This is a genomic window from Micromonospora sp. CNZ286, assembly GCF_014207755.1.
The window spans coordinates 631,379-652,632 of the sequence record NZ_JACHIZ010000001.1 but is presented as its reverse complement, the minus strand read 5'-3'; the positions used below and the strand labels follow the sequence as shown (position 1 = coordinate 652,632).

At 72.1% G+C, this 21,254-nt stretch carries 19 protein-coding genes and 1 tRNA gene; 12 read left to right on the top strand and 8 right to left on the bottom strand.

Annotated elements, in window-relative coordinates; all coding sequences use genetic code 11:
• Nucleotides 1-342 precede the first annotated feature (342 nt).
• The 4 genes from thrC to argS all read right to left on the bottom strand — a co-directional run bounded on the left by thrC (nt 343) and on the right by argS (nt 5,863).
• Nucleotides 343-1,392 (bottom strand): threonine synthase, encoded by a 1,050-nt coding sequence (thrC, locus tag FHX31_RS03175; protein WP_013288279.1) that lies wholly within the window; start codon nt 1,390-1,392, stop codon nt 343-345.
• 112 nt (nt 1,393-1,504) lie between these two features.
• Nucleotides 1,505-2,809 carry a homoserine dehydrogenase gene (locus FHX31_RS03170; RefSeq protein WP_013288280.1) on the bottom strand — a complete coding sequence of 435 codons (1,305 nt, stop codon included), beginning with the start codon at nt 2,807-2,809 and terminating at the stop codon, nt 1,505-1,507.
• Nucleotides 2,806-4,191, bottom strand: coding sequence for a diaminopimelate decarboxylase (gene lysA / locus FHX31_RS03165; protein ID WP_047893772.1), 1,386 nt, complete (start codon nt 4,189-4,191; stop codon nt 2,806-2,808). The genes FHX31_RS03170 and lysA overlap by 4 nt, the downstream gene beginning before the upstream one ends.
• A gap of 4 nt (nt 4,192-4,195) precedes the next feature.
• A complete protein-coding gene (gene argS, locus FHX31_RS03160) occupies nt 4,196-5,863 on the bottom strand; it encodes an arginine--tRNA ligase (RefSeq protein ID WP_013288282.1) in 1,668 nt (555 codons plus the stop codon).
• A gap of 98 nt (nt 5,864-5,961) precedes the next feature.
• Between argS and FHX31_RS03155 the strand changes: the two genes are divergently transcribed.
• The 8 genes from FHX31_RS03155 to FHX31_RS03120 all read left to right on the top strand — a co-directional run bounded on the left by FHX31_RS03155 (nt 5,962) and on the right by FHX31_RS03120 (nt 13,283).
• On the top strand, nt 5,962-6,798 hold the full coding sequence (locus tag FHX31_RS03155; protein ID WP_013288283.1) for a thioredoxin-like domain-containing protein: 837 nt from the start codon (nt 5,962-5,964) through the stop codon (nt 6,796-6,798).
• Nucleotides 6,799-6,808: 10 nt separating this feature from the next.
• On the top strand, nt 6,809-7,483 hold the full coding sequence (locus FHX31_RS03150) for a DUF305 domain-containing protein (RefSeq protein ID WP_013475348.1): 675 nt from the start codon (nt 6,809-6,811) through the stop codon (nt 7,481-7,483).
• 398 nt (nt 7,484-7,881) lie between these two features.
• Nucleotides 7,882-8,574: a winged helix-turn-helix domain-containing protein gene (locus tag FHX31_RS03145; protein ID WP_184975003.1), complete on the top strand. Its 693-nt coding sequence runs from the start codon at nt 7,882-7,884 to the stop codon at nt 8,572-8,574.
• A gap of 76 nt (nt 8,575-8,650) precedes the next feature.
• Nucleotides 8,651-8,722: transfer RNA gene (locus FHX31_RS03140), tRNA-Arg, on the top strand.
• A 174-nt stretch (nt 8,723-8,896) separates the two neighbouring features.
• Nucleotides 8,897-9,292 carry a GntR family transcriptional regulator gene (locus FHX31_RS03135; protein ID WP_184977740.1) on the top strand — a complete coding sequence of 132 codons (396 nt, stop codon included), beginning with the start codon at nt 8,897-8,899 and terminating at the stop codon, nt 9,290-9,292.
• Nucleotides 9,289-10,188: an ABC transporter ATP-binding protein gene (locus tag FHX31_RS03130; RefSeq protein WP_184975000.1), complete on the top strand. Its 900-nt coding sequence runs from the start codon at nt 9,289-9,291 to the stop codon at nt 10,186-10,188. Before FHX31_RS03135 ends, FHX31_RS03130 begins: the two co-directional genes overlap by 4 nt.
• Nucleotides 10,185-11,156: an ABC transporter permease subunit gene (locus FHX31_RS03125; protein ID WP_184974997.1), complete on the top strand. Its 972-nt coding sequence runs from the start codon at nt 10,185-10,187 to the stop codon at nt 11,154-11,156. Before FHX31_RS03130 ends, FHX31_RS03125 begins: the two co-directional genes overlap by 4 nt.
• 117 nt (nt 11,157-11,273) lie before the next feature.
• Entirely contained in the window at nt 11,274-13,283 is a 2,010-nt protein-coding gene (locus FHX31_RS03120; RefSeq protein WP_184974994.1) for a helix-turn-helix domain-containing protein, read from the top strand.
• 61 nt (nt 13,284-13,344) lie between these two features.
• On the opposite strand, the gene FHX31_RS03115 is transcribed toward FHX31_RS03120, so the two are convergent.
• Nucleotides 13,345-14,445, bottom strand: coding sequence for a cupin domain-containing protein (locus FHX31_RS03115; RefSeq protein ID WP_013288290.1), 1,101 nt, complete (start codon nt 14,443-14,445; stop codon nt 13,345-13,347).
• 37 nt (nt 14,446-14,482) lie between these two features.
• Nucleotides 14,483-14,827 carry a hypothetical protein gene (locus FHX31_RS03110; protein ID WP_225319765.1) on the bottom strand — a complete coding sequence of 115 codons (345 nt, stop codon included), beginning with the start codon at nt 14,825-14,827 and terminating at the stop codon, nt 14,483-14,485.
• Nucleotides 14,828-14,915: 88 nt separating this feature from the next.
• Between FHX31_RS03110 and FHX31_RS03105 the strand changes: the two genes are divergently transcribed.
• Nucleotides 14,916-15,647 (top strand): DUF1275 family protein, encoded by a 732-nt coding sequence (locus FHX31_RS03105; protein WP_184974991.1) that lies wholly within the window; start codon nt 14,916-14,918, stop codon nt 15,645-15,647.
• Nucleotides 15,648-15,659: 12 nt separating this feature from the next.
• Here the strand turns inward: FHX31_RS03105 and ligD are convergent, their stop codons facing one another.
• Entirely contained in the window at nt 15,660-16,619 is a 960-nt protein-coding gene (ligD, locus tag FHX31_RS03100; protein ID WP_184974988.1) for a non-homologous end-joining DNA ligase, read from the bottom strand.
• 90 nt (nt 16,620-16,709) lie between these two features.
• Between ligD and FHX31_RS03095 the strand changes: the two genes are divergently transcribed.
• The 3 genes from FHX31_RS03095 to FHX31_RS03085 all read left to right on the top strand — a co-directional run bounded on the left by FHX31_RS03095 (nt 16,710) and on the right by FHX31_RS03085 (nt 19,956).
• On the top strand, nt 16,710-17,111 hold the full coding sequence (locus FHX31_RS03095; protein ID WP_184974986.1) for a winged helix-turn-helix transcriptional regulator: 402 nt from the start codon (nt 16,710-16,712) through the stop codon (nt 17,109-17,111).
• Nucleotides 17,112-17,202: 91 nt separating this feature from the next.
• Nucleotides 17,203-17,748, top strand: coding sequence for a TetR/AcrR family transcriptional regulator (locus FHX31_RS03090; RefSeq protein ID WP_013288294.1), 546 nt, complete (start codon nt 17,203-17,205; stop codon nt 17,746-17,748).
• 27 nt (nt 17,749-17,775) lie between these two features.
• Nucleotides 17,776-19,956, top strand: a complete 2,181-nt coding sequence (locus tag FHX31_RS03085) for an MMPL family transporter (RefSeq protein WP_013475319.1) — start codon at nt 17,776-17,778, stop codon at nt 19,954-19,956.
• A gap of 34 nt (nt 19,957-19,990) precedes the next feature.
• Here FHX31_RS03085 and FHX31_RS03080 read toward each other — a convergent pair whose 3' ends face one another.
• Entirely contained in the window at nt 19,991-21,247 is a 1,257-nt protein-coding gene (locus tag FHX31_RS03080; RefSeq protein WP_013475318.1) for an erythromycin esterase family protein, read from the bottom strand.
• Nucleotides 21,248-21,254: the final 7 nt, after the last annotated feature.

Sequence of the window (21,254 nt, the reverse complement as noted above, 5' to 3'; positions counted from 1 at the left end):
CCTCACCCGGTCCTTCGGGTGTGGCCACCCCGTCCCACCTAGACCGGCCGCCTGCCCGAGTACCTCACCCCGCTCTTGATCCACTCCACCTCGCCGAAGTGGCGGCATTCCACCCACCCTGATACCGCCACCACCCCGAACTGGAGTGGATCAAGACGGGGGATGCCACCACCTCCCCGAGCTGGTGCAGATCGGGGGATGCCGCCACCTCCCCCAAGTGAGGTCCGGCAGAGGAAGCGCGGAGGCCCGCGAGGTCCAGCGGAGTGCGTCGCCCGAGGCACCCCGGACGGAGGTGTGAATCGGGGCCGGGCAAGGCCCGGGGAAGCCGCGGGGACGGAGCGATCAGACCAGGTCGAGCGAGCGGGCGGCGGCCAGCGCGTCGTTGGCGATGGTCACCGGGGCCGGCGCGGTGGAGATGGCCCACTCCGGGTCCTTCAGGCCGTGCCCGGTGACCGTGCAGACCACCCGCGACCCGGCCGGCACCCGCCCGGCCTCGGCCTGCTGGAGCAGACCGGCGACGCTGGCCGCGCTGCCCAGCTCGACGAAGGCGCCCACCTCGCGGGCCAGCAGCCGGTACGCCGACAGGATCTCCCGGTCGGTGACCGCCGAGATCAGGCCGTCGGAGGCGTCCCGCGCGTCGATGGCCTTCGTCCAGCTCGCCGGGTTGCCGATCCGGATGGCGGTGGCGATCGTCGACGGCTCCGGCACCACCTGACCGGTGACGATGGGAGCGGCGCCGGCCGCCTGGAAGCCGTACATCCGGGGGGCCTTCGTGGCGTTGCCGTCGCGCAGGTCCTCGGAGTAGCCCATCCAGTACGCGGTGATGTTGCCGGCGTTGCCGACCGGCAGGCAGTGGATGTCGGGCGCGTCGCCGAGCGCCTCGACGATCTCGAAGGCGGCGGTCTTCTGGCCGTGCAGCCGGTCGATGTTGACGGAGTTGACCAGCGCGACCGGGTAGTCCTGGGCGAGCTTGCCGGCGAGCCCGAGGCAGTCGTCGAAGTTCCCCTGCACCTGGAGCAGCTTCGCGCCGTGCACGAGCGCCTGGGCCAGCTTGCCCAGCGCGATCTTGCCCTGCGGCACCAGAACCGCGCAGGTGATCCCGGCACGGGCCGCGTACGCGGCGGCGGATGCGCTGGTGTTGCCGGTGGAGGCGCAGATGATCGCCTTGTCACCGGCCTCGACGGCCTTGGAGACCGCGACAGTCATGCCGCGGTCCTTGAACGAGCCGGTCGGGTTGGCGCCCTCGACCTTGAGCCACACGTCCGCGCCGACCCGGGCGGAGAGCACCGGTGCCGGCAGCAGCGGCGTGTTGCCCTCGTGCAGGGTGACGACGGGAGTCGCCCCGGTGACCGGCAGCCGATCCCGGTACGCCTCGATCAGTCCCCGCCACATGTCGTGCTCCTCGCCTCCGTCGCCCCGCTCCGGGGCCTGTCACCAGCGTGGACCAGCCTGCTCGGCCGGCCACCGGCACACCCTGCTCTAACCATCAGGCGGGACGCGCGGGTTACGCGCCACCCTCCACCCGCAGCACACTCGTCACCGAACGGACGATGTCGAGTCCGCGCAGCTCACCGACGGTGGCCGCGAGCGCGGCATCCGGCGCGACGTGGGTGACGATGACCAGTTCGGCGTCCCCGCCTGCCGGACCCTGCCGGACGGTGGCGATGGACACCTCGTGCCGGGCGAAGACGCCTGCCACCCCGGCCAGCACGCCCGGCCGGTCGGCCACGTCGAGGCTGATGTGGTAGCGGGTGAGCGCCTCGCCCATCGGGCGCACCGGCAGGTCCGCGTACGCCGACTCGCTCGCCGCGTGCACCCCGGCGAGGCGGTTGCGGGCCACCGCCACCACGTCGCCGAGCACCGCACTGGCGGTGGGCGCGCCACCGGCGCCCCGGCCGTAGAACATGAGCTGCCCGGCGGCGTCGGCCTCGACGAAGACCGCGTTGAACGCGTCGCCGACGCTCGCGAGCGGATGCGTCAGCGGGATCATCGCCGGGTGCACCCGGACGTTGACGGTCTCCCGGCCCTCCGCGTCGACGCCCCGGGCCGCGATGCAGAGCAGTTTGATCGTGCAGCCCATGGCCTTGGCGCTGGCCACGTCGGCGGCGGTCACCTCGGTGATGCCCTCGCGGTGCACGTCGGCGGCGGTCACCCGGGTGTGGAACGCCAGCGAGGCGAGGATGGCGGCCTTGGCGGCGGCGTCGAAGCCCTCCACGTCGGCCGTCGGGTCGGCCTCGGCGTACCCCAGCTCGGTGGCCTCCTCCAGCGCCTCGGCGAACCCGGCGCCGGTGGCGTCCATGGCGGAGAGGATGAAGTTCGTGGTGCCGTTCACGATGCCGGTGACCCGGGTGATCCGGTCGCCGTGCAGCGACTCGCGCAGCGGGCGCAGCAGCGGGATGGCCCCGGCGACGCTCGCCTCGTAGTAGAGGTCGGCGCCACCCTCGGCGGCGGCGTCGTGCAGGGCCGCGCCGTCCTCGGCGAGCAGCGCCTTGTTGGCGGTGACCACGCTCTTGCCGGCGCGCAGCGCCTCGACCAGCCAGCCGCGGGCCGGCTCGATGCCGCCGACCACCTCGACCACCACGTCCACGTCGTCGCGCTTGATCAGCCCGAGCGCGTCGGTGGTGAACAGCGCCGGGTCGACCGGCAGGTCGCCGCGGTCACGGCCGATCCGGCGTACGGCGATCCCGGCGATCTCCAGCGGGGCGCCGATCCGGGCGGCGAGGTCTTCCGACTGCTCGTGCAGCAGCCGGACCACGTCGCTGCCGACAGTGCCGCAGCCGAGCAGCGCCAAGCGAACCGGTGAGGTCATCCCACATCCAATGCCAGCAGGTCGTCTTCGGTCTCCCGGCGGACGATCAGCCGCGCCCGACCTTCGCGGACGGCGACGACCGGGGGCCGCGGGACATGGTTGTAGTTGCTCGCCATGCTCCGGCAGTAGGCCCCGGTGCCGGGCACCGCGACAAGATCTCCGGGCTGCACGTCAGCGGGCAGGAATTCATCCTTCACCACGATGTCCCCGGACTCACAGTGCTTTCCCACCACGCGGGCGAGCATCGGCTGCGCGGTTGACGTGCGGTTCGCCAGCGTGGCCGAGTACGAGGCGTCGTAGAGCGCGGTACGGATGTTGTCACTCATCCCCCCGTCCACGCTCACGTAGGTCCGCAGGCCGTCCACATCTTTCACGGTCCCGGCCTGATAGAGCGTGAACACCGCCGGGCCGACGATCGCGCGGCCCGGCTCGACGGACAGATGCGGCACGGCCAGGTTCTCCGCCGCGCACTCCCCGTCCACGATCTTGCGCAGCCGCTTCGCCAGGTCGTGCGGCGACGCCGGGTCGTCCTGCGTGGTGTACGCGATGCCGAAGCCGCCGCCCAGGTCCAGCTCGGGCAGCTCCACGCCGCGGGCGTCGCGGATCTGCGACTGGAGGGCGAGCACCCGGCGGGCGGACACCTCGAAGCCGCTGGCGTCGAAGATCTGCGAGCCGATGTGTGAGTGCAGGCCGCGCAGCTCCAGCACGTCCTCGTCGAGGATCTTGAACGCGGCCGCCGCGGCGGCCCCGCCCGCGAGGGAGAAGCCGAACTTCTGGTCCTCGTGGGCGGTGGCGATGAACTCGTGGGTGTGCGCCTCCACGCCAACGGTGACCCGGACCAGCACCTTGGGGCGTACCCCGCGCTCGCGGGCCAGCTCGGAGAGCCGGTCGATCTCGGTGAACGAGTCGACGATGATCCGGCCCACCCCGGCGTCGACCGCCCGGGTCAGCTCCGCCACCGACTTGTTGTTGCCGTGGAAGCCGATCCGCTCGGGCGGCATCCCGGCCGACAGCGCGGTGGCCAGCTCGCCGCCGGTGCAGACGTCGAGGAACATGCCCTCCTCGGCGATCATCCGGACCACGGCGCGGCACAGGAACGCCTTGCCGGCGTAGTAGACGTCCGCGTCCGGGAAGGCCGCCCGGAACTCGCGGCAGCGCTCGCGCAGGTCGTCCTCGTCCAGCACGTACGCCGGGGTGCCGTACTCCGCGGCCAGGTCGCGGACGTCCAGGCCCGCGACTGTGAGCGCGCCGCCGGGGCCGCGCGCCACGTTGCGCGGCCACAGTTGCGGCACCAGGGCGTTGACGTCGACCGGGGTACGCAGCCAGGCCGGCCCCCGGGTGCCGATCTCGCCGTGCAGCGCGCCTGCCTCGTGAGCCCGCATGTCGCTACATCCGCTCCGGCGCGGACACCCCGAGCAGGTGCAGGCCGTTGGCGATGACCACCCGGGTGGCGTCGTTGAGCCAGAGCCGCGCCCGGTGGGTGTCGGTGATCTCCTCGTCGCCCTGCGGGGCGATCCGGCAGTTGTCGTAGAACCGGTGGTACGCCTGCGCGACGCTCTCCTCCAGGTAGCGGGCCACCCGGTGCGGCTCGCGCAGCTCGGCGGCGGTGGCCACCACCGCGGGGAACTCGGCGAGCGCCTTGAGCAGCTCGTTCTCCTTGTCGTGGCCGAGCAGCTCCGGCTGGAACGCGGCGGCGTCACCCCGGGTCAGCCCGATCTCGGCCGCGTTGCGGGCCACCCCGGCGGTACGGGCCGCGACGTACTGCACGTAGTAGACCGGGTTGTCGTTCTTGGCCCGGGTCCACAGCTCCACGTCGATGTCGATGGGCGAGTCGGCCGAGTAGCGGGCCAGCGCGTACCGGGCCGCGTCCACACCGATCGCGTCGACCAGGTCCTCCAGCGTGACCACGGTGCCGGCCCGCTTGCTCATCCGCACCGGGGCGCCGTCGCGGACCAGGTTGACCAGCTGGCCGATGAGGATCTCCAGGTTGCGCGCCGGGTCGTCGCCGAAGCACGCGGACATCGCCTTCATCCGGCCGATGTAGCCGTGGTGGTCGGCGCCCAGCATGATCACGACCCGGTCGAAGCCGCGCTCCCGCTTGTTCAGGTAGTAGGCGCAGTCGGCGGCGAAGTACGTCCACTCGCCGTTGGACTTGCGCAGCACCCGGTCCTTGTCGTCGCCGAACTCGGTGGTGCGCAGCCAGGTCGCGCCCTCGGACTCGAAGACGTGCCCCTGCTCCCGCAGCCGGTCCAGCGCCGCGTCCAGCGCACCCCCGTCGTGCAGGTCCTTCTCGTTGAAGTAGGTGTCGAACTCCACACCGAAGTCGCGCAGCGAGGACTTGATCTCGGCGAACATCAACTGGACGCCCTCGTTCCGGAACACCTCCTGGGCGGCGTCCTCGGGGAGGTCGAGCACGTCCGGCCGCAGCCGGACCACCTCGGCGGCGATCTCCGCGATGTACGCGCCGCCGTAGCCGTCCTCCGGCGCGGGCTCGCCCTTGGCGGCGGCCAGCAGCGAGCGGGCGAACCGGTCGATCTGCGAGCCGGCGTCGTTGAAGTAGTACTCCGTGCCCACGTCGGCGCCGGTGGCGCGGAGCAGGCGGCTGAGCGCGTCGCCGACGGCCGCCCAGCGGACCCCGCCGATGTGCACCGGGCCGGTCGGGTTCGCCGAGACGAACTCCAGGTTGATCCGCTGGCCGGCGAGCGTGTCGCTGCGCCCGTACGCCGGACCGGCCTCGACGATGACCTTGGCGAGCTGACCGGCGGCGGCCGCGTCGAGGCGGACGTTCAGGAAGCCGGGCCCGGCGATCTCCACCGACTTGATCCCCGGCGCCTTGGCCAGTTCGTCGGCCAGCGCTGTCGCCAGCTCCCGCGGGGGTACGCCCACCTTCTTGCTGAGCTGGAGCGCCAGCGTCGAGGCGTAGTCACCGTGATCGGGATTACGGGGTCGCTCGACGGTGGTCTGCGCGGGCAGCGCGGCGCGGTCCAGTCCCCGCTCGTCGAAGACGGCGTGGGCTGCGGCGAGGACGACCTCGGCGAGTTCTGCGGGAGTCACCGAACCATGTTATCGGGGGTAGACTCGGGCACCGCGGAGGCGACCCAGCATGTGAACCGGCCCCGCGCTCCCCTGACCGACCGACCTGACGAGGCACGATGAGCATCAGCACCCCGGGCGGCCCGGAGCGCCGTCCCACCGTGGTCAGCACCGGCAAGAAGCCGGCCGCCGGCCGGCCCGCGGCTGCCGACAAGCCCGCCGCGAAGGCCGGCTCGGGCAAGGCCGGGGGCGGCAAGGGCACGCCACGGCAGGGCGCCGGGGGCAAGGGCCGCAAGCCGGTCACCCCGGTGAAGGTGAGCCAGGGCCGCTCCTGGGGCCCGATCGCCCTCTTCGTCGCGGTCGGCGTACTGGCCGTGGGCATCATCGGCGTCGGCGCCTGGGCGGTCTACCAGGGCGGCCAGCCGTGGCAGAAGCGCGCCGAGGCGATCGACGGCATCGTCGACTACCGCGCGAAGGACAAGGACCTGGTCAAGGGCGGCAACCACCAGCCCGGCGCGATCAAGTACGACATCACCCCGCCGGTCGGCGGCCCGCACAACCAGGCGTGGCAGAACTGCATGGGTGACGTCTACGACGCCCCGATCGCCAACGAGCACGCGGTGCACAGCCTGGAGCACGGCACGGTCTGGATCACCTACCGCCCGGACCTGCCCGCCGACCAGGTGGAGAAGCTCCGCAGCAAGGTGCAGGGCAAGGAGAAGCTGATGCTCAGCCCGTTCGAGGGGCTGGACAAGCCGATCTCGCTCCAGGCCTGGGGCTACCAGCTCAAGGTCGACAACGCCGACGACGGCCGGATCGACGACTTCATCAAGACCCTGCGGGTGAACGCCTCCATCGAGGGCCCGAACGCGCTCTGCGACCAGGGCGTCACCGCCACCGGCACCACCCCGCGCGACAACCTCCAGAACACCATGCCCCAGCAGCCCACCCAGTAAGGACGCCGCGATGACCGCTCCGGTGACCACCGACAGCGAGACCGACGAGGCTCCGGCCGCCGACCAGGGCGGCCGGGGCGCGGTGCGCCGTTACGGCCTGCTGGCCGTGGCCGCCGCCCTCGTGGTCGGGCTGGTCCTCGGGTACGCGGGCGGCCTGCTCACCCCGACGCTCACCCGTCCGGGTGAGAACTCGGCGGAGGCCGGGTTCGCCCGGGACATGACCGCCCACCACAACCAGGCCGTCGCGATGGGTCTGCTGGCGTTCAGCCAGGGCCAGGACCCGGAGGTACGCCAGGTCGGCGTGGACATCGCCACCGGCCAGCAGGGCGAGATCGGCACCATGCAGACCTGGCTGCGTTCCTGGAAGCTGGACCCGACCGGTGACCAGGCCCCGATGGCGTGGATGAAGGACGGCGGCGGGTTGGTCAAGAACGGCCTGATGCCGGGCATGGCGACGCCGGAGGAGATGGCGAAGCTGCGCGCGGCGAGCGGCCGCGAGTTCGACGTGCTCTTCCTCCAGATGATGATCCGCCACCACATCGGTGGGGTGCACATGATCGACGGCATCCTCGACGAGGGGCACGACGACGACGTGCTGGCGGTCGCCCAGACGATGAAGAACACCCAGCAGAACGACCTGACCAACCTGGGCGCGGCGCTGAAGCGCCTGGGCGGCACCCCGTAACACCCGCCCCACCCGATCCACCGAGGCCCGGTCCCCTTCCAGGGGGCACCGGGCCTCACCGTCCCCGCGCTCCCTCGCCCCCGTCCCCGCCCCGCGTCGCCCGGCGATCTTGCAGTTGCTGCCCCGGTGATGCCGGATTCGCCCCGTTATCGGAGGGCGGCAAGTGCAAGATCGCCGGGCGACGCGGGGCGGCGGGGTCGCGCCAGGAGATCTTGGTACGGAAGGGCCCCCAGGAGGGCCGTTTCGTACCAAGATCTCGAACTTGAGAGCCTCAGGCTGCCCGGAATGTTCTGTATGGGTGTTTGTAACGGTTTGGGGTTAACGGGTCATTGCGGAGGTTGGAGAGTTTTCTACCCACATATCGTGACCAGTTGCGATTCGGGCTCGTTGCCCAAGACGTGGGGGTTGCACTCAGAGACGCAGGGCGGTCGGTGACCAGCTGGTGCCGACGCCACACCATCGGCGGTGACGGAGCGGTGGCAGCCGTCCGTCGCGGACTGCGGCAGGGCGAGCCGGGAACGCTCAGCCGCGAACAGGAACTCGAACTCATCGACGTGCTCCGGGGGGTCCACCCCGACGAGTTCGGCCTCGACGAGGAGCTCTGGACACGACAGAGCCTGACCGCCCTCATCGAGCGCCGGTTCGGGCTGGCGATGGACGCCGGCACCGTCGGGGCGTACCTCCGGGCCTGGGGTCTGGGGCCGCGCGAGCCGCGCGAGCGGGCCTGCGGCCTGTGCGTCGGCGCTGTCGAGCGCTGGGTACGCAGCGAGTACCCGGCGATCACGCGGGCGGCCCAGGAGCATGCCGCGGAGGTCTACTGGATCGGCCGGGTACGCCTGCGCGGCACCATGCCCGCCGCCGACGTGGTGTCGGCGGTCTCCTCGCGGGGACGGGTGCGGTTCATGGTCACGACGCCGTCGGTGGATCCACCACTGCCCCGGGACTTCGTGCTGCGGCTCAGCGGCGCCGAGGAACGCACCGTGCACCTGATCGTGGACGGCTCGTGGCCGCGCAACGAGTGGCCCCGCCGGCTGCCCCGCCGGGTCGTGCTGCACCCGCTGCCGAGCTGCGGTCGCGCCGTCGCCGCCTGATCCGACGAAGATCGACTCGCGGGGGTACCGATTCGGTGATCCGGGAGGGGGTTTGCTACTCTTCTCGGGTCGCTGAGCCCCCGTAGCTCAGGGGATAGAGCACCGCCCTCCGGAGGCGGGAGCGCAGGTTCGAATCCTGCCGGGGGCACCTCACAGAACCGCCGCTCATCGATCGGCGACAGATCTCCACGAGCCCGACAGCCGCCCCGGCTGCCGGGCTCGTTCCGTTTCCGGGCGATCCCTCGGCAGGCCGGGCGCGCCGGCTTCCTTGACCACCGACCCACTGCTTTACTACCTTACTAGTAAAGCAGTGAGGAGCACCGTGTTCGTCTTCCGGCTCGACACCCACTCCGGCGTGCCGCCGTACCTGCAACTCGTCCAGCAGGTCCGGCAGGCGGTGCTGCTGGGCTTCCTCCAACCCGGTGACCGCCTCCCGCTCATCCGCGAGGTGGTCGAGGACCTGGCGATCAATCCGAACACCGTCGCCAAGGCGTACCGGCAGATGGAGCAGGAGAACCTGGCCACCGGCCGGCCCGGCCAGGGCACGTTCGTCAACGCACAGCAGTCGGCCGCGATGTCGGCGTCGACGTACACGTCGCTGCGCCGCGGCCTGGAGACCTGGTTGCGCCGCGCCTACGCGGCCGGCCTCGACGAACAGGCGGTCGACGCGCTCTTCACCTCCGTCCGCCAGCAGACGAGGAACGAGGACGTGGCGTGACAGCGACCGGGTTCGCGCTGCGCACCGACGGTGCGGGCAAGCGGTACCGGAAGGGCTGGGCGCTGCGTGACTGCACCCTGGCGCTGCCGGCGGGCGGCGTGATCGCCCTGGTCGGGCCGAACGGCGCGGGCAAGACCACGCTGCTGCGCCTGGTCGTCGGGTTGCTGGCACCGAGCACCGGCACGGTGGAGGTCCTCGGCCGGGACGTCATTGCGAGCACCCCGCAGACCCTGTCCCGGATCGGGTTCCTGGCCCAGGACCACCCGCTGTACAAGCGCTTCACAGTCGCCGAGATGCTCCGCTTCGGCCGGGCCTGCAACCTCCGCTTCGACCAGGCGTTGGCCGAGCGCCGGCTGGCGAAGCTGGGCATACCGCTCGACCGCAGGGCCGGCACGCTCTCCGGCGGGCAGCAGGCCCAGGTCGCGCTGGCCCTGGCGCTGGCGAAGCGGCCGGACCTGCTCGTCCTCGACGAGCCGGTGGCCAGCCTCGACCCGCTGGCCCGGCACGAGTTCCTCCAGGTCCTCATGGGCGCGGTGGCCGAGGGCGGGGTGACCGTCCTGTTCTCCTCCCACGTCGTGCACGAGCTGGAGCGCGTCTGCGACCACCTGGTCGTGCTCAACCAGGGCCGGGTCACGCTCACCGGTGACATCGACACCCTCCTCGCCGAGCACCGGCTGCTCGTCGGCCCGCGCACGGCCGACGACCTCGACCGGGCCGGCACCGTCGTGGAGGCCGTCCACAGCGACAGGCACACGACCCTGCTGGTACGTGACGGCGGGCTCCCGGCCGCGCCCGGATGGCAGGCCCAGCCGGTCGCGCTTGAGGATCTGGTGCTGGCGTACCTGCGCCGGCCGTCCGAGCCGGGCGCCGCGGTCACCTCGGGGGTGCCGGCGTGACGTGGTTGATCTGGCGCCAGCACCGGACCGAGGTCTGCGTCCTGGGTCTGCTCGTCGGCGTGTTCGGCGTCGCCCTGCTCGTTCTCGGGACGCAGGCCCACGACCTGTTCCCCGGCGGTCCCGCCCGGTGCGCGGGACAGGCCGGCGTCGACACGGCCTGCACGGCCTCCTTCCGCCGGCTCGACGAGGAGTACGGGTACGTCGAGAACCTCCTGGCGGCCTTCTACCTGGTCCCCGTCGTCATCGGCGCGTTCCTCGGCGCACCGCTGCTGGCGCGCGAACTGGAGGACGGCACCTGGCAGCTCGCCTGGACGCAGGCCGTGCCGCGGATGCGCTGGCTGGCGGCAAAGCTCGCGGCACTGGCCGGCGTCACCGTCGCGCTCACCGGGGTGTTCACAGCGGTGCTCACCTGGTTCCGTCAGCCGTTCGACGCGTGGGAGGGGCGGTTCCAGTACGACGCATTCGACCTGGAGGGATTCGTTCCGGTGGCGTACGCGCTGTTCGCGTTCGGCGTCGCCACCGCCGCGGGGGCGATCCTGCGGCGCAGCCTGCCCGCGTTCGGCGTCGCGTTCGGGGCGTTCCTCGCCGCCCGGATGTCGGTGGGGCTGTTGGCCCGTCCCGCGTACGCCACGCCGCTCACCACCATGGAGCCGGTCCCCGCCGGCGGTTCGACGGACCGGGCGGGGCACCTGCCGGGCGTCGCCGACTGGGTGATCGAGCGCGGCTACGCCGACGCCACCGGGCGCAGGCTGAGCGGGGCCGAGTACGCCGAGCTGACGGACGCCGCCGACCGGGCCGGCACCAACCTCAACCAGTTCCTGCACGCGCGCGGCGTCCAGCAGTTCGGGGTCTACCACCCGGCGGACCGGTTCTGGACGTTCCAGCTCATCGAGACGGCAGTGTTCGTCACCGTCGCGGCGATCCTGGTCGGTGTGGTGGTGTGGCGGGTCCGGCGCCGCGTCATCTAGCGCGGCTGGCACCGGAGATCTGGAGCCGCCCTCACCTTTGTCCCCCGATTCGGGGATGAGCAGGTCACGAGCTGGCTAACCTCGCGGTGAACGGGTCGAAACCCAGCACCTGCGAAGGTGAGCCAGTTGCCCGAGACGCCGTTGACCAACCGTCCCAAGATGCACACCGGCGTACCCTCGTCGCTCACCACCGCGCAGCGGTGGGTCCTGCGCGGTGTCGCCGTCGCGGACGCCCCCTGCGGCCTGTGGTTCCTCGAAGCGGTGGCCGTTCGCACCGGCACCACGCCGGACGAGCCGGTCGACGCGACTGTGGAGGAGCTGATCGCGCGCGGGTTCCTCGTCGACACCGCGGCCGGGCTGCGACTGGCCTCGATCGCGCTGCGCGACGACGTCCTGCGGGACACGCCGGCCTCGGTGCGCCAGGCGCTGCGCGAGGCGGCCGCCGAGGTGCTCGCCGACGCCGGACGCCCGGCCCAGGCCGCCCGGCAGCTCCTGCGGGTCCTGCCGGCGGTGAGCCGGTCCGCCTGGGCGCTCGCCACGCGGCTGGCGGCCGACCCGGCGGTCGGACCCAGCCTCGCCGCGGATCTGCTGCTGGCCGCCCCGGCACCGGGCCCGGCCGACGAGCGCCTGGCCTGGCTGGTCGACGTCGCCGACAACCTCTACCTGGCCGGCCGGGTGGACGAGACGCTGCGCATGCTGCACCGGGAGGTCGCCGCCGACAGGTACGGGCCACGGCAGCGGGCGATGCTGCTCGGGCGGCTCGGGGCCTACTACGCGACACAGCGCCCCTCGCTGTCTCTGACGTACCTCGGGCGGGCGCTGAACCAGGAGCTGGACGCCGCCGGGCGGAGCTGGACGCTCACCATGCTGGCGTCGCTGGCGGCCCGGTTCGGGCATCCCGACGCCGCCGAGCTGGTGGCGGCGGCGGAGCGGGCGCACGAGCGCAGCCCCTCCCCCGGCGGCGGCATCCGGCTGGCCCTGGCGAACGCGTCCCGGGCCACCGCCACCGGCGACCTGCCCCGCGCCGCGCGGATCCTGCGGGAGGTGGACACGGGCGAGCCGGCTGCCCGTACCCAGGCGATCTTCCTGCGCGTCGACCGGGTGGCGAACCAGGTCGCGCTCGGCCGGTACGTCGACGCGGCGACCGCGCTGGACGGCGTCGCCGGGGAGATCGACAGGCTGGGCGCGGTGGCGCAGCCGCTGGTGACCGCGCTGGACTGCGTCCTGCGGCTGAGCACCGGCGAGCTGGCCGAGGCCGAGGCGCGGGCCCGCCTCGCGTTGTCCGAACGCGGTGTCACCCTGCCGGCGCAGGCCCGGGTGGACCTGCTCGCCACGGTCGTGGAGGTGCTGCTGCGCCGGGGTGAGGTGGCCGCGGCCCGGAAGCTGCTGGCGGACGAACGCCCCACGGTGGGCTGGCCCGACGACATGCAGTGGTTCCGTCTGGGCTGCGCCGCCGCGGGCGACCCGGAACCGGGCCGGCACGCCGCGCTCCTGGGGGCCGCGTTCGCCATGCCGGACCGCTCGATGGCTCCCCTGCTGCTGGTGCCGCACCACGGCCCGCGGCTGGTCCGCGCAGCGCTGGCGCTGGGTGACCGGCAGCGGGCCGAGATCCTCGCCGACCACCTGAAGCGGGCCGCCGGGATGGCGAACAACGCGCTCTGGCGCGGGGTGGCGCACCAGGTCGACGGGCTGCTGACCGATGATCCGGCGGCGCTGCGCGCGGCGGTACGGCTGCTCCGCACCACCTCCGCCCGGCCGGCCCTGGCCGACGCGCTGCACGACCTGGCGCGGTCGCCCGGGCTGCCGCCGGCGGAGGCGCCCGGCCTGCTCGCCGAGTGCGCCGCGATGTACACCCGGATGGGCGCCGGCGTCGCCGGGGACGGGACGCCGGAGCCCGACGGCACGACGGGAGACGACGCCTGCCGCCCGGCCGTGGCCGCGCTGACCCCCGCCGAGGTACGGGTGGCCGAACTGCTCGCGGTCGGCATGACGAAGCAGGAGGCGGCCCGGGACCTGTTCGTCTCGTTCCACACCGTCGACACCCACCTGCGGTCGATCTACGCGAAGCTCGGCGTCCACAACCGGGTGGAGCTGGCGCTGGTCTGGGAGTCGCGGGACGAAGGTTGAGGAATGCGGCGCGGAGCGCGGACACCACAGGGTCGCGGCGTCCGCGCTCAGCATCGCGTTCTCAGTGCCGTTGCAGCGGGCTCTTCGTCTTCGGAAGGGCCTCGATCAGCTCGCGTGGCACGTTGATCGTGTCCGCGACCACCTCCGGCGGGACGTTGGCCAGCCACTGGGCGAGCGACACGTCCTCGAACTTCGCGGTCCGGAACAGCTCCAGGTAGACGAAGGGCTTGTCACCGATGTTCTCGATGTAGTGGCCCATCGAGATCGGCACGTAGCCGACATCGCCGGTCTCCATGTTGAAGGTGCGCGCGGTGCCGTGGTTGGCGAAGACGCCCATGCGTCCCTTGCCCGAGATCACGTACTGCATCTCCGCGCCGTTCGGGTGCCAGTGCAGTTCCCGCATCGCGCCGGGTTCGATCTCCACCATGGCGACGGTGGTGGTGATCGCCGCGGCGAAGTTGCTCGAGTCGGCGATGCGTACGCTGCCGCCCTCGAACTTCTCCGGCGTCTGGGCGAGCAGACTGTGCTTGAACGTCCGGGGCACGTCGCCGGTAGGGCTGAAGACCCGGTCCTCGGCCAGCGGCGGCGGGCTCTGCCCCGGGAAGATGTATCGCTCGGACTCCGGCGGGAAGTTGGCCATCTGTTGCATCGTCCAGCCGAAGTTCTTGGCGATGACCTCCTTCGGCACGTGCGAGAAGAAGTCCGTGAGCTGGAACGTGGCGTCCTCGGAGTAGCAGCCGTCGTCGAAGACGAGCAGGAACTCCACGCCCTCGTCGTGCGCCTGGATGTGGTGCGGGATGCCGGCCGGGAAGTACCAGAGGTCGCCGGCCTTGACGTCCTCCAGGAAGTTGCGGCCCTCCTGGTCCACGGCGGCGATCCGGCAGCTGCCGGTGAGGACGAAGGCCCACTCGGACTGGATGTGCCAGTGCAGTTCCCGGTACGCCCCGGGGTTGAGCTTCATGTTCACGATCGCCAGGTCGTGGGCGATCGGCAGGAGTCGGTTGGTGACCTCCCGGGTCCAGCCGCCGCTCTCCTGCCGAGTGTGCGCCAGCGAGAACGGGAACACCAGGTTCGGCATGAGCCCGTTGTCTGTCGACGGCGGATGCACCAGGTCGGGGTGTGACTGGTCGATCGCCGGATTCCGCGGGACCGTGCCGACCATCTGGTGGTCCTTGGGCGATGATCCCATTCCGGCACGGTCATTGGATCGGGGCATGACGGATTTCCTTCCGGGTGTGGACCGCCGATTCGGCGGCCCGGGACGGGACGAACAACGCCCGCAGGTGTTCCGGGCTCTGAAAGGCCACCGCGAGCGGAATCGCGACACAGAGGAACAGCGACGCCGCGATGCTCCAGACCGGAGCATCCGTGGCGACTCCGGCGACGGCCAGCGCCGCGATCGAATAGAACGTGACGCGGATTCTGGCGACGGGGAGCACGAACATGCGCTCGGCCTCCTTCGGCTTCGAGTCTCGCCGTCGAGACGCAATTGCGATGCTGCCGAACCGGATGCCATTGGTGAATAACGCGATCGCGCCATTCACCGGAAACGACAGGAAACACTTTTCCCGGCACTTCTGCACATCGCGGGCCGCAACGGTTTAACGGGCGGAACGAGGGGTAGGGAGGGCGATGTACAATAACGCGGAGGATCGCTGGCGGGTGGGGGAATACGACTTCCACATACCGTTTCTGGCACTTGCGCTCTCCACCGGCCTCGCCGGTGTGGTAGACGCCTTCTCGTTCCTCAAGTACAAGGTGTTCGTGGGTATTCAGACCGGCAACGTGGCGTTCGTCGGAATGGGTGCCGCCGATCACCTGCCGGCGTGGCCGTCCGCGCTGGCGTCACTTGTCGCGTTCGGCCTGGGCGGCCTGCTCGGCGCCGGGATCCGCCGCGTGCGCCCGGCCGGACCGCTCACCCCGCCGGGCATGGAACTGCTCGCCATGCTGGCGCTGCTCGTGCTCTGGGGGCTGGTGGACCGGTCCCTCGACTCGGGGCGCGACTCGCTGACCGAGCGCACGATCCTGACCGCGCTGCTGGCGTTCCCGGTCGGCATCCTCGGCGGGCTCGTCGTCCGCACGTTCGGCGTGCAGACCGCCACGTCGTACCAGACCGGCACAGTGCTGCGCACCACGAAGGGCATCGCCGACTGGGTGTTCGAGCCGGAGGGCCGCAGCGCGGCCGGGCGGCTCGCCGCGACCGGCCTGCTCTGCCTGGTCAGCTACGCGATCGGCGGGTTCGTCGGCGCGGCCACCGAGACCCGCCCGATCTGGACGATGATCGTCACCTGGGCGCTGGCAGTGGTGCTCATCGCGTTCACCTGGGGCAAGCGGCCACCGGCGACGGCGACCCGGCGCCACTGACGCGGACCGGCGTCACCCGGCCTCGCGGCGGGCCTTGGCGCGGCGCTTGCCCTCGTGCATCGCCTGCACCCGGGCAACCGGGATGGTCCGCCCCTGCTCGACCAGGTCCGCCGGCAGGCGCTGCGGCGCGGGCAGCGCCTCCGCCCAGGGATCCCGGTCCCCCAGCAGGCCCGGCACGGTCCGCACGGTGAAGTCGGCCGGGGTCGCGCTCTCCAGATCGGTCCAGCCCACCGGGTACGACACCGGGGCGCCGGGCCGGATCCGGGGGCTGTAGGCGGCCACCACAGTCGCGCCGTACGCCCGGGTGGAGTCGACGAAGACGCGGCCGCCGCGGTCGGCGACGATGAACGCGGTGGTCGCGGCCGCCGGGTCGAGCCGTTCGGTACGGACGGCGAGAGCGCGGGTCGCGGCGGCGGCCTCCTCCGCCGTGGTGGCCGGGTCCACCGGCACGATCACGTGCAGCCCCTTGGCGCCGCTCGTCTTCACCGCGCCGGCGAGCCCGGCGTCGGCGAGCGCCTGCTGGACCAGCAGGGCGACCCGCACCACGGCGCCGAACGCGTCCCCCTCCGGCGGGTCCAGGTCGAGCACCAGGTGGGACGGGTGCTCGGGCGCACCGGCGCGGGCCAGCGTCGGGTGGTACTCCACCGCCCGCTGGTTGGCGAACCAGAGCAGCGTCCGCCGGTCGTCGCAGAGCGCGTACGAGATCCGCCGGTGCGACGCCTCCGCCCACACCTCGGTGCGGCGCACCCAGCCGGGCGTGTACTTCGGCAGGTTCTTCTGCATGAACGGCTCCTGGCCGGGCCGCACCCGCAGCACCGACAGCGGCCGGTCCCGCAGTTCCGGCAGGATCCGGTCGGCCATCGCGTCGAGGTAGTCGACCAGGTCGCGTTTGGTCGCCCCGGCGCCGTCGAACAGCGGCTGGTCGAGGTTGGTCAGCGACACTCCGGCCCGGGTCTCGTCGGCGGCGCCCATCGGACCACCATCCCGGGCCGGGCCCGGCTCGGCAACCCCGACACGGTGCCCGGCGCGCCGCACCGGCCGGCACCTGCGACGATCGGGGGCGTGGGTGAGGCGGAGTCGGAGCGGTGCGGACCGGACGCGGCGGGGCAGGCGAGCGCCTGCACCGTGCGGGAGGCGCTGGACCGGGTCGGCGGCAAGTGGGCCATCGGCATCCTGATCGCCGCCTCGGCCGGCCCGGTCCGCTTCACCGAGCTGGAGCGCCGGGTGGAGGGGATCAGCCGCCGGATGCTCACGCTGACGCTGCGCAATCTGGAGCGGGACGGGCTGCTTCACCGGCACGTGCATCCCACGGTGCCGCCGAAGGTGGAGTACACCGCCACGCCGATGGCCCGGGAGCTGTACGAGTCGCTGGTGGCGCTGACGAGCTGGGCGGAGCGGCACCGGGAGGCGATCAGCGCGGCCCGGACCGAGTACGACCGCACACACGGCCGCCCACCGGCCTGACCTGCGAAAACGGGTCGCTGTGGCGAACGCCACGCGTGCGATCTGACCGATCGGTCAGCACCTGACCGATCGGTCAGGCATGCTGGAGGACATGGCGCGACCCACCACCGCCACCCACGACGAGCTGCTGGCCGCGGCCGCTCGCCGGTTCGCCGTCACCGGGTACAAGGGCACCTCGCTGCAGGACATCGCCCGCGATGTCGGCTGCTCCAAGGCGACGGTGCTCTACCACTTCGCCAGCAAGGACGCCCTGCTCTGCGAGCTGATGGCCCCGGCCATCACGATGCTGGAGGAGCTGGACGTCCGCATCGCCGCGCACACCGGCGCCGAGGCCCAACGCGTCGCCGCGGACGGCTTCGTCGACCTGGCGGTCCGCTTCCGCCGGGAGATCGCGCTGCTCCGGGGAGAGTTCCCCGACCTGCTCCAGCAGCCCGCGTTCGCCCACATCCAGCAGATCTCCGAACAACTCATCGCCGCCTTCTCCGGCTTCTCCGACCGTCCGGAGGCACGCGTCGCGGCGCTCGTCGTGCTCGCCGGCATCGCCGAGACCTGCGGCGAGTTCCTGGACATCCCCGACGACCAGCTGCGACCCGCGCTGCTCGCCGTGGCGTACCGCGCGCTCGAAGTCACCACCTGATCCGAACTCCGAGGACAAGGAAGGTCCATGGCGACCCTGCTGTACCGGCTCGGCCGGGCATCCCTGCGCCGGCGGCGACTCGTCGCCGTCGTCTGGCTCGTCGTACTCGTCGGACTCGGCCTGGCCGCGGCCACGCTGAGGGGCCCGACGGCGAGCAACTTCACCATGCCGGGCACCGAGTCGCAGAAGGCGATCGACCTGCTCGCCGACCGCTTCCCGGCGGCCAGCGGCGCCACCGGCACGATCGCGATCAAGGCGCCGCAGGACGGCGCGCTGACCTCACCCGCCGGGCAGGCGGTCGTCAAGCAGGTCACGCAGGAGGCGGCCACGCTCCCGGGCGTGGTCGGCGCGGTCGACCCGTACCAGGCGCAGGCGCTCACCCCGGACGGCCGGTACGCGCTGATCCAGGTGCAGTTCGCCGGCGGCGCGGACGAGGTGACCGACGAGCAGCGCGACGCGTACGAGAAGGTCGGCGCGCAGGCCGAGGCGCAGGGCTGGCAGATCGCCCCCGGCGGCGAGGTGCTCAACGGTGAGCCGGAGGTCGGCTCGACCGAGGCGATCGGCGTGCTGGTCGCGGCGATCGTTCTGGTGATCACGTTCGGCTCGCTCGTGGCGGCCGGGATGACCATGCTGAACGCGCTCATCGGCGTCGGCGTCGGCATGGCCGGTCTGTTCGCGCTCAGCGGCGCGGTCGAGCTGACCAGCACCGCGCCGATCCTGGCGCTGATGCTCGGCCTCGCGGTCGGCATCGACTACTCGCTGTTCATCACCTCCCGGCACCGGCAGAACCTGCTCGACGGACTCTCCCCGGAGGAGGCGGTCGGCCGTGCGGTCGGCACCGCCGGCTCGGCTGTGGTCTTCGCTGGCGCGACGGTCGTGGTGGCGCTCGCCGGCCTTGCCGTGGTGGGCATCCCGTTCCTCACCGTGATGGGCCTGGCCGCCGCCGGCACCGTCACAGTGGCCGTGCTGGTGGCGATCACGCTGGCTCCGGCGCTGCTCGGCTTCGCCGGACACAAGGTGCTGCCGCGCAAGCTGCGTGACCGCAAGGCGGTCGAGGACCCGACCACCGGCTCGGAGGACCGCTCCGGCTTCGGCTTCCGCTGGGCGCGGTGGGTGACCAGACTGCGCATCCCGGTGATCCTGGTCGGGCTGCTCGGCCTCGGCCTGCTCGCGATCCCGGCCCAGGACATGCGCCTGGCGCTGCCGGACGCCTCCGCCGCCGCCGAGGGCACCCCGGCCCGGGTCAGCAGCGATCTGATCCGCGAGGGCTTCGGCCCCGGCTTCACCGGCCGGCTCGCGGTCGTGGTGACGGCCGACTCGCCGCAGGCCACCCAGGCCGCCATTCCGCAGGTGACCGCGCTGGTCCAGAAGACCGACGGGGTGCTGGCGGTGGCCCCGCCGCAGGTCGACCCGTCGGGGCGTACCGCGCTGATCGGGGTGATCCCGAAGACCGGGCCGACCGAGGAGGCCACCGAGACGGTGGTGCACGACATCCGCAAGCAGGTGTCGGGCATCCAGAACGCCGACGTGCTGCTCACCGGCGTCACCGCTGTCGGCATCGACGTGTCGGAGAAGCTCTCCGACGCGCTGCCGGTCTACCTGCTGCTGGTGGTGGGCCTGTCGATCCTGCTGCTGATGCTGGTGTTCCGGTCGATCCTGGTGCCGGTCAAGGCGGCGCTGGGCTTCCTGCTCACCGTGGCGGCCACGTTCGGCATCACCGTGGCGGTGTTCCAGCAGGGCCACCTGGCCGACCTGGTCGGCCTGGACACCCCGGCCCCGCTGGTCAGCTTCCTGCCGATCCTGCTCATCGGCATCCTGTTCGGCCTGGCCATGGACTACGAGGTCTTCCTGGTCTCCCGGATGCGCGAGGACTTCGTGCACGGCGACACCGCCCAGCAGGCCACCATCAACGGCATGGGGCACGGCGCCCGGGTGGTCACCGCCGCCGCGCTCATCATGATCTCGGTGTTCGGCGGCTTCGTCTTCCTGGAGGACCCGATCATCAAGTCGATGGGCTTCGCGCTCGCGATCGGTGTCGCCATCGACGCGTTCGTGGTCCGGATGACGATCGTGCCGGCGGTGATGTCGCTGCTGAACAACGCCGCATGGTGGCTGCCGCGCTGGCTGAACAAGATCCTGCCCAACGTGGACGTCGAGGGTGAGGGCCTGCGCGCCCACCTCGCCGAGAAGCAGCACGCGAACGTGTGATCCGCACGGGTGGGGCCCCGCGGGGCCCCACCCGTCACACACCCGCCGGATACGTCTCCATCTCACCGGGCGTGACGCACGTCGGCAGCGGGTGCAGCGCTGTGGCCTCGTCGCACCAGATGAACGCGTCGTAGCGTTCACCCAGCCGGGTCGGCACGTAGTTGCCCCAGGACTCGAAGCTCGGGTCGTACACCACCCCGATGGCCCGGTGGTCCGCCTCGCCGGTCACCCATTCCGGCTGGTCGTCGCCGCCGAAGACCAGCACCGCCCGGTCCGGCATCAGCTCGTGCAGCCGATGCTCCACCGAGCCCTCCCGCGCCGGTGGGACCACCATCGTCTCGGCCGGTGAGCCCCAGCGCGGCGCGGCCACCACGCTGCCGCGCCAGCTGCCGAAGCCGATCAGCGCCACCGCGTCCCGGCCGTGCCGTTCCCGGCCGAGCTGCCCGATGTTGACCATGCCGTCCGCCGCCATGTCGGTGGCCCGGGCATCGCCGACGTGCGTGTTGTGCGCCCACACGATGCCCCGCGAGCCCGGCCCGTACCGGTCGAGCAGCCGGTCGAGCGTATCGGCCATGTGGACGTCGCGGACGTTCCACGACTCGGGGCCGCCGCCGACCATGGCCCGGTAGTACCGCTCCGCGCCGGCCACCACCTCCGCGTTCTGCCAGGCCGAGAAGCGGTCCGGGCCGTCCGCGGCGGCCTGTTCCCGGGTACGCGCCAACAGCCGGACCACCTCCTCCTCGCACCGGGCGGAGACGAACCGGCTGGCCGTCCCGTACTCCTCGGCCCGTTTGCCGTACGGCTCGAAGCAGCGGTACGCCTCCTGGGCCGCCTCCAGCGAGGCCGGATCCTCCTCACCGAGGTAGTCGAAGATGGCCTGCATCGACTCCCAGAGGGAATACACGTCCAGCCCGTGGAAGCCGGCCCGCTCCCCCTCGGGGCGTTCCAGGTTCCACGCTCGCAGCCAGCGGCAGAAGCGGGCCACCTCGGCGTTCGCCCACATCCAGGTGGGCCAGCGTTCGAACCGTTCCAGCGCGGCGAGCGGATCGGCCGGCCCGTCCGGCGCGCCCACCACCGACCGGTGCACCCGGTCGCAGTCCGGCCAGTCCCCCTCCACCGCCACGAAGTCGAACCCCTGTTCGGCGATGAGCCGCCGGGTCAACTGCTCCCGCAGCCGGTAGTAGTCGTAGCTGCCGTGCGTCGCCTCACCGATCATCACCACCCGGGCGTCCCGCACGCGGTCCAGCAAGGGGTCGAAGTCGCTCGGCGCGCCGAGCCGCTGTACCAGCATGTCAGCG

What these genes read in the sequence shown, in the direction of transcription:
- thrC (WP_013288279.1), bottom strand. Translation starts at nt 1,392, where the DNA reads ATGTGGCGGGGACTGATCGAGGCGTACCGGGATCGGCTGCCGGTCACC.
- FHX31_RS03170 (WP_013288280.1), bottom strand. Translation starts at nt 2,809, where the DNA reads ATGACCTCACCGGTTCGCTTGGCGCTGCTCGGCTGCGGCACTGTCGGC.
- lysA (WP_047893772.1), bottom strand. Translation starts at nt 4,191, where the DNA reads ATGCGGGCTCACGAGGCAGGCGCGCTGCACGGCGAGATCGGCACCCGG.
- FHX31_RS03155 (WP_013288283.1), top strand. Translation starts at nt 5,962, where the DNA reads ATGAGCATCAGCACCCCGGGCGGCCCGGAGCGCCGTCCCACCGTGGTC.
- FHX31_RS03150 (WP_013475348.1), top strand. Translation starts at nt 6,809, where the DNA reads ATGACCGCTCCGGTGACCACCGACAGCGAGACCGACGAGGCTCCGGCC.
- FHX31_RS03115 (WP_013288290.1), bottom strand. Translation starts at nt 14,445, where the DNA reads ATGGTCGGCACGGTCCCGCGGAATCCGGCGATCGACCAGTCACACCCC.
- FHX31_RS03105 (WP_184974991.1), top strand. Translation starts at nt 14,916, where the DNA reads ATGTACAATAACGCGGAGGATCGCTGGCGGGTGGGGGAATACGACTTC.
- ligD (WP_184974988.1), bottom strand. Translation starts at nt 16,619, where the DNA reads ATGGGCGCCGCCGACGAGACCCGGGCCGGAGTGTCGCTGACCAACCTC.
- FHX31_RS03090 (WP_013288294.1), top strand. Translation starts at nt 17,203, where the DNA reads ATGGCGCGACCCACCACCGCCACCCACGACGAGCTGCTGGCCGCGGCC.
- FHX31_RS03085 (WP_013475319.1), top strand. Translation starts at nt 17,776, where the DNA reads ATGGCGACCCTGCTGTACCGGCTCGGCCGGGCATCCCTGCGCCGGCGG.
- FHX31_RS03080 (WP_013475318.1), bottom strand. Translation starts at nt 21,247, where the DNA reads ATGCTGGTACAGCGGCTCGGCGCGCCGAGCGACTTCGACCCCTTGCTG.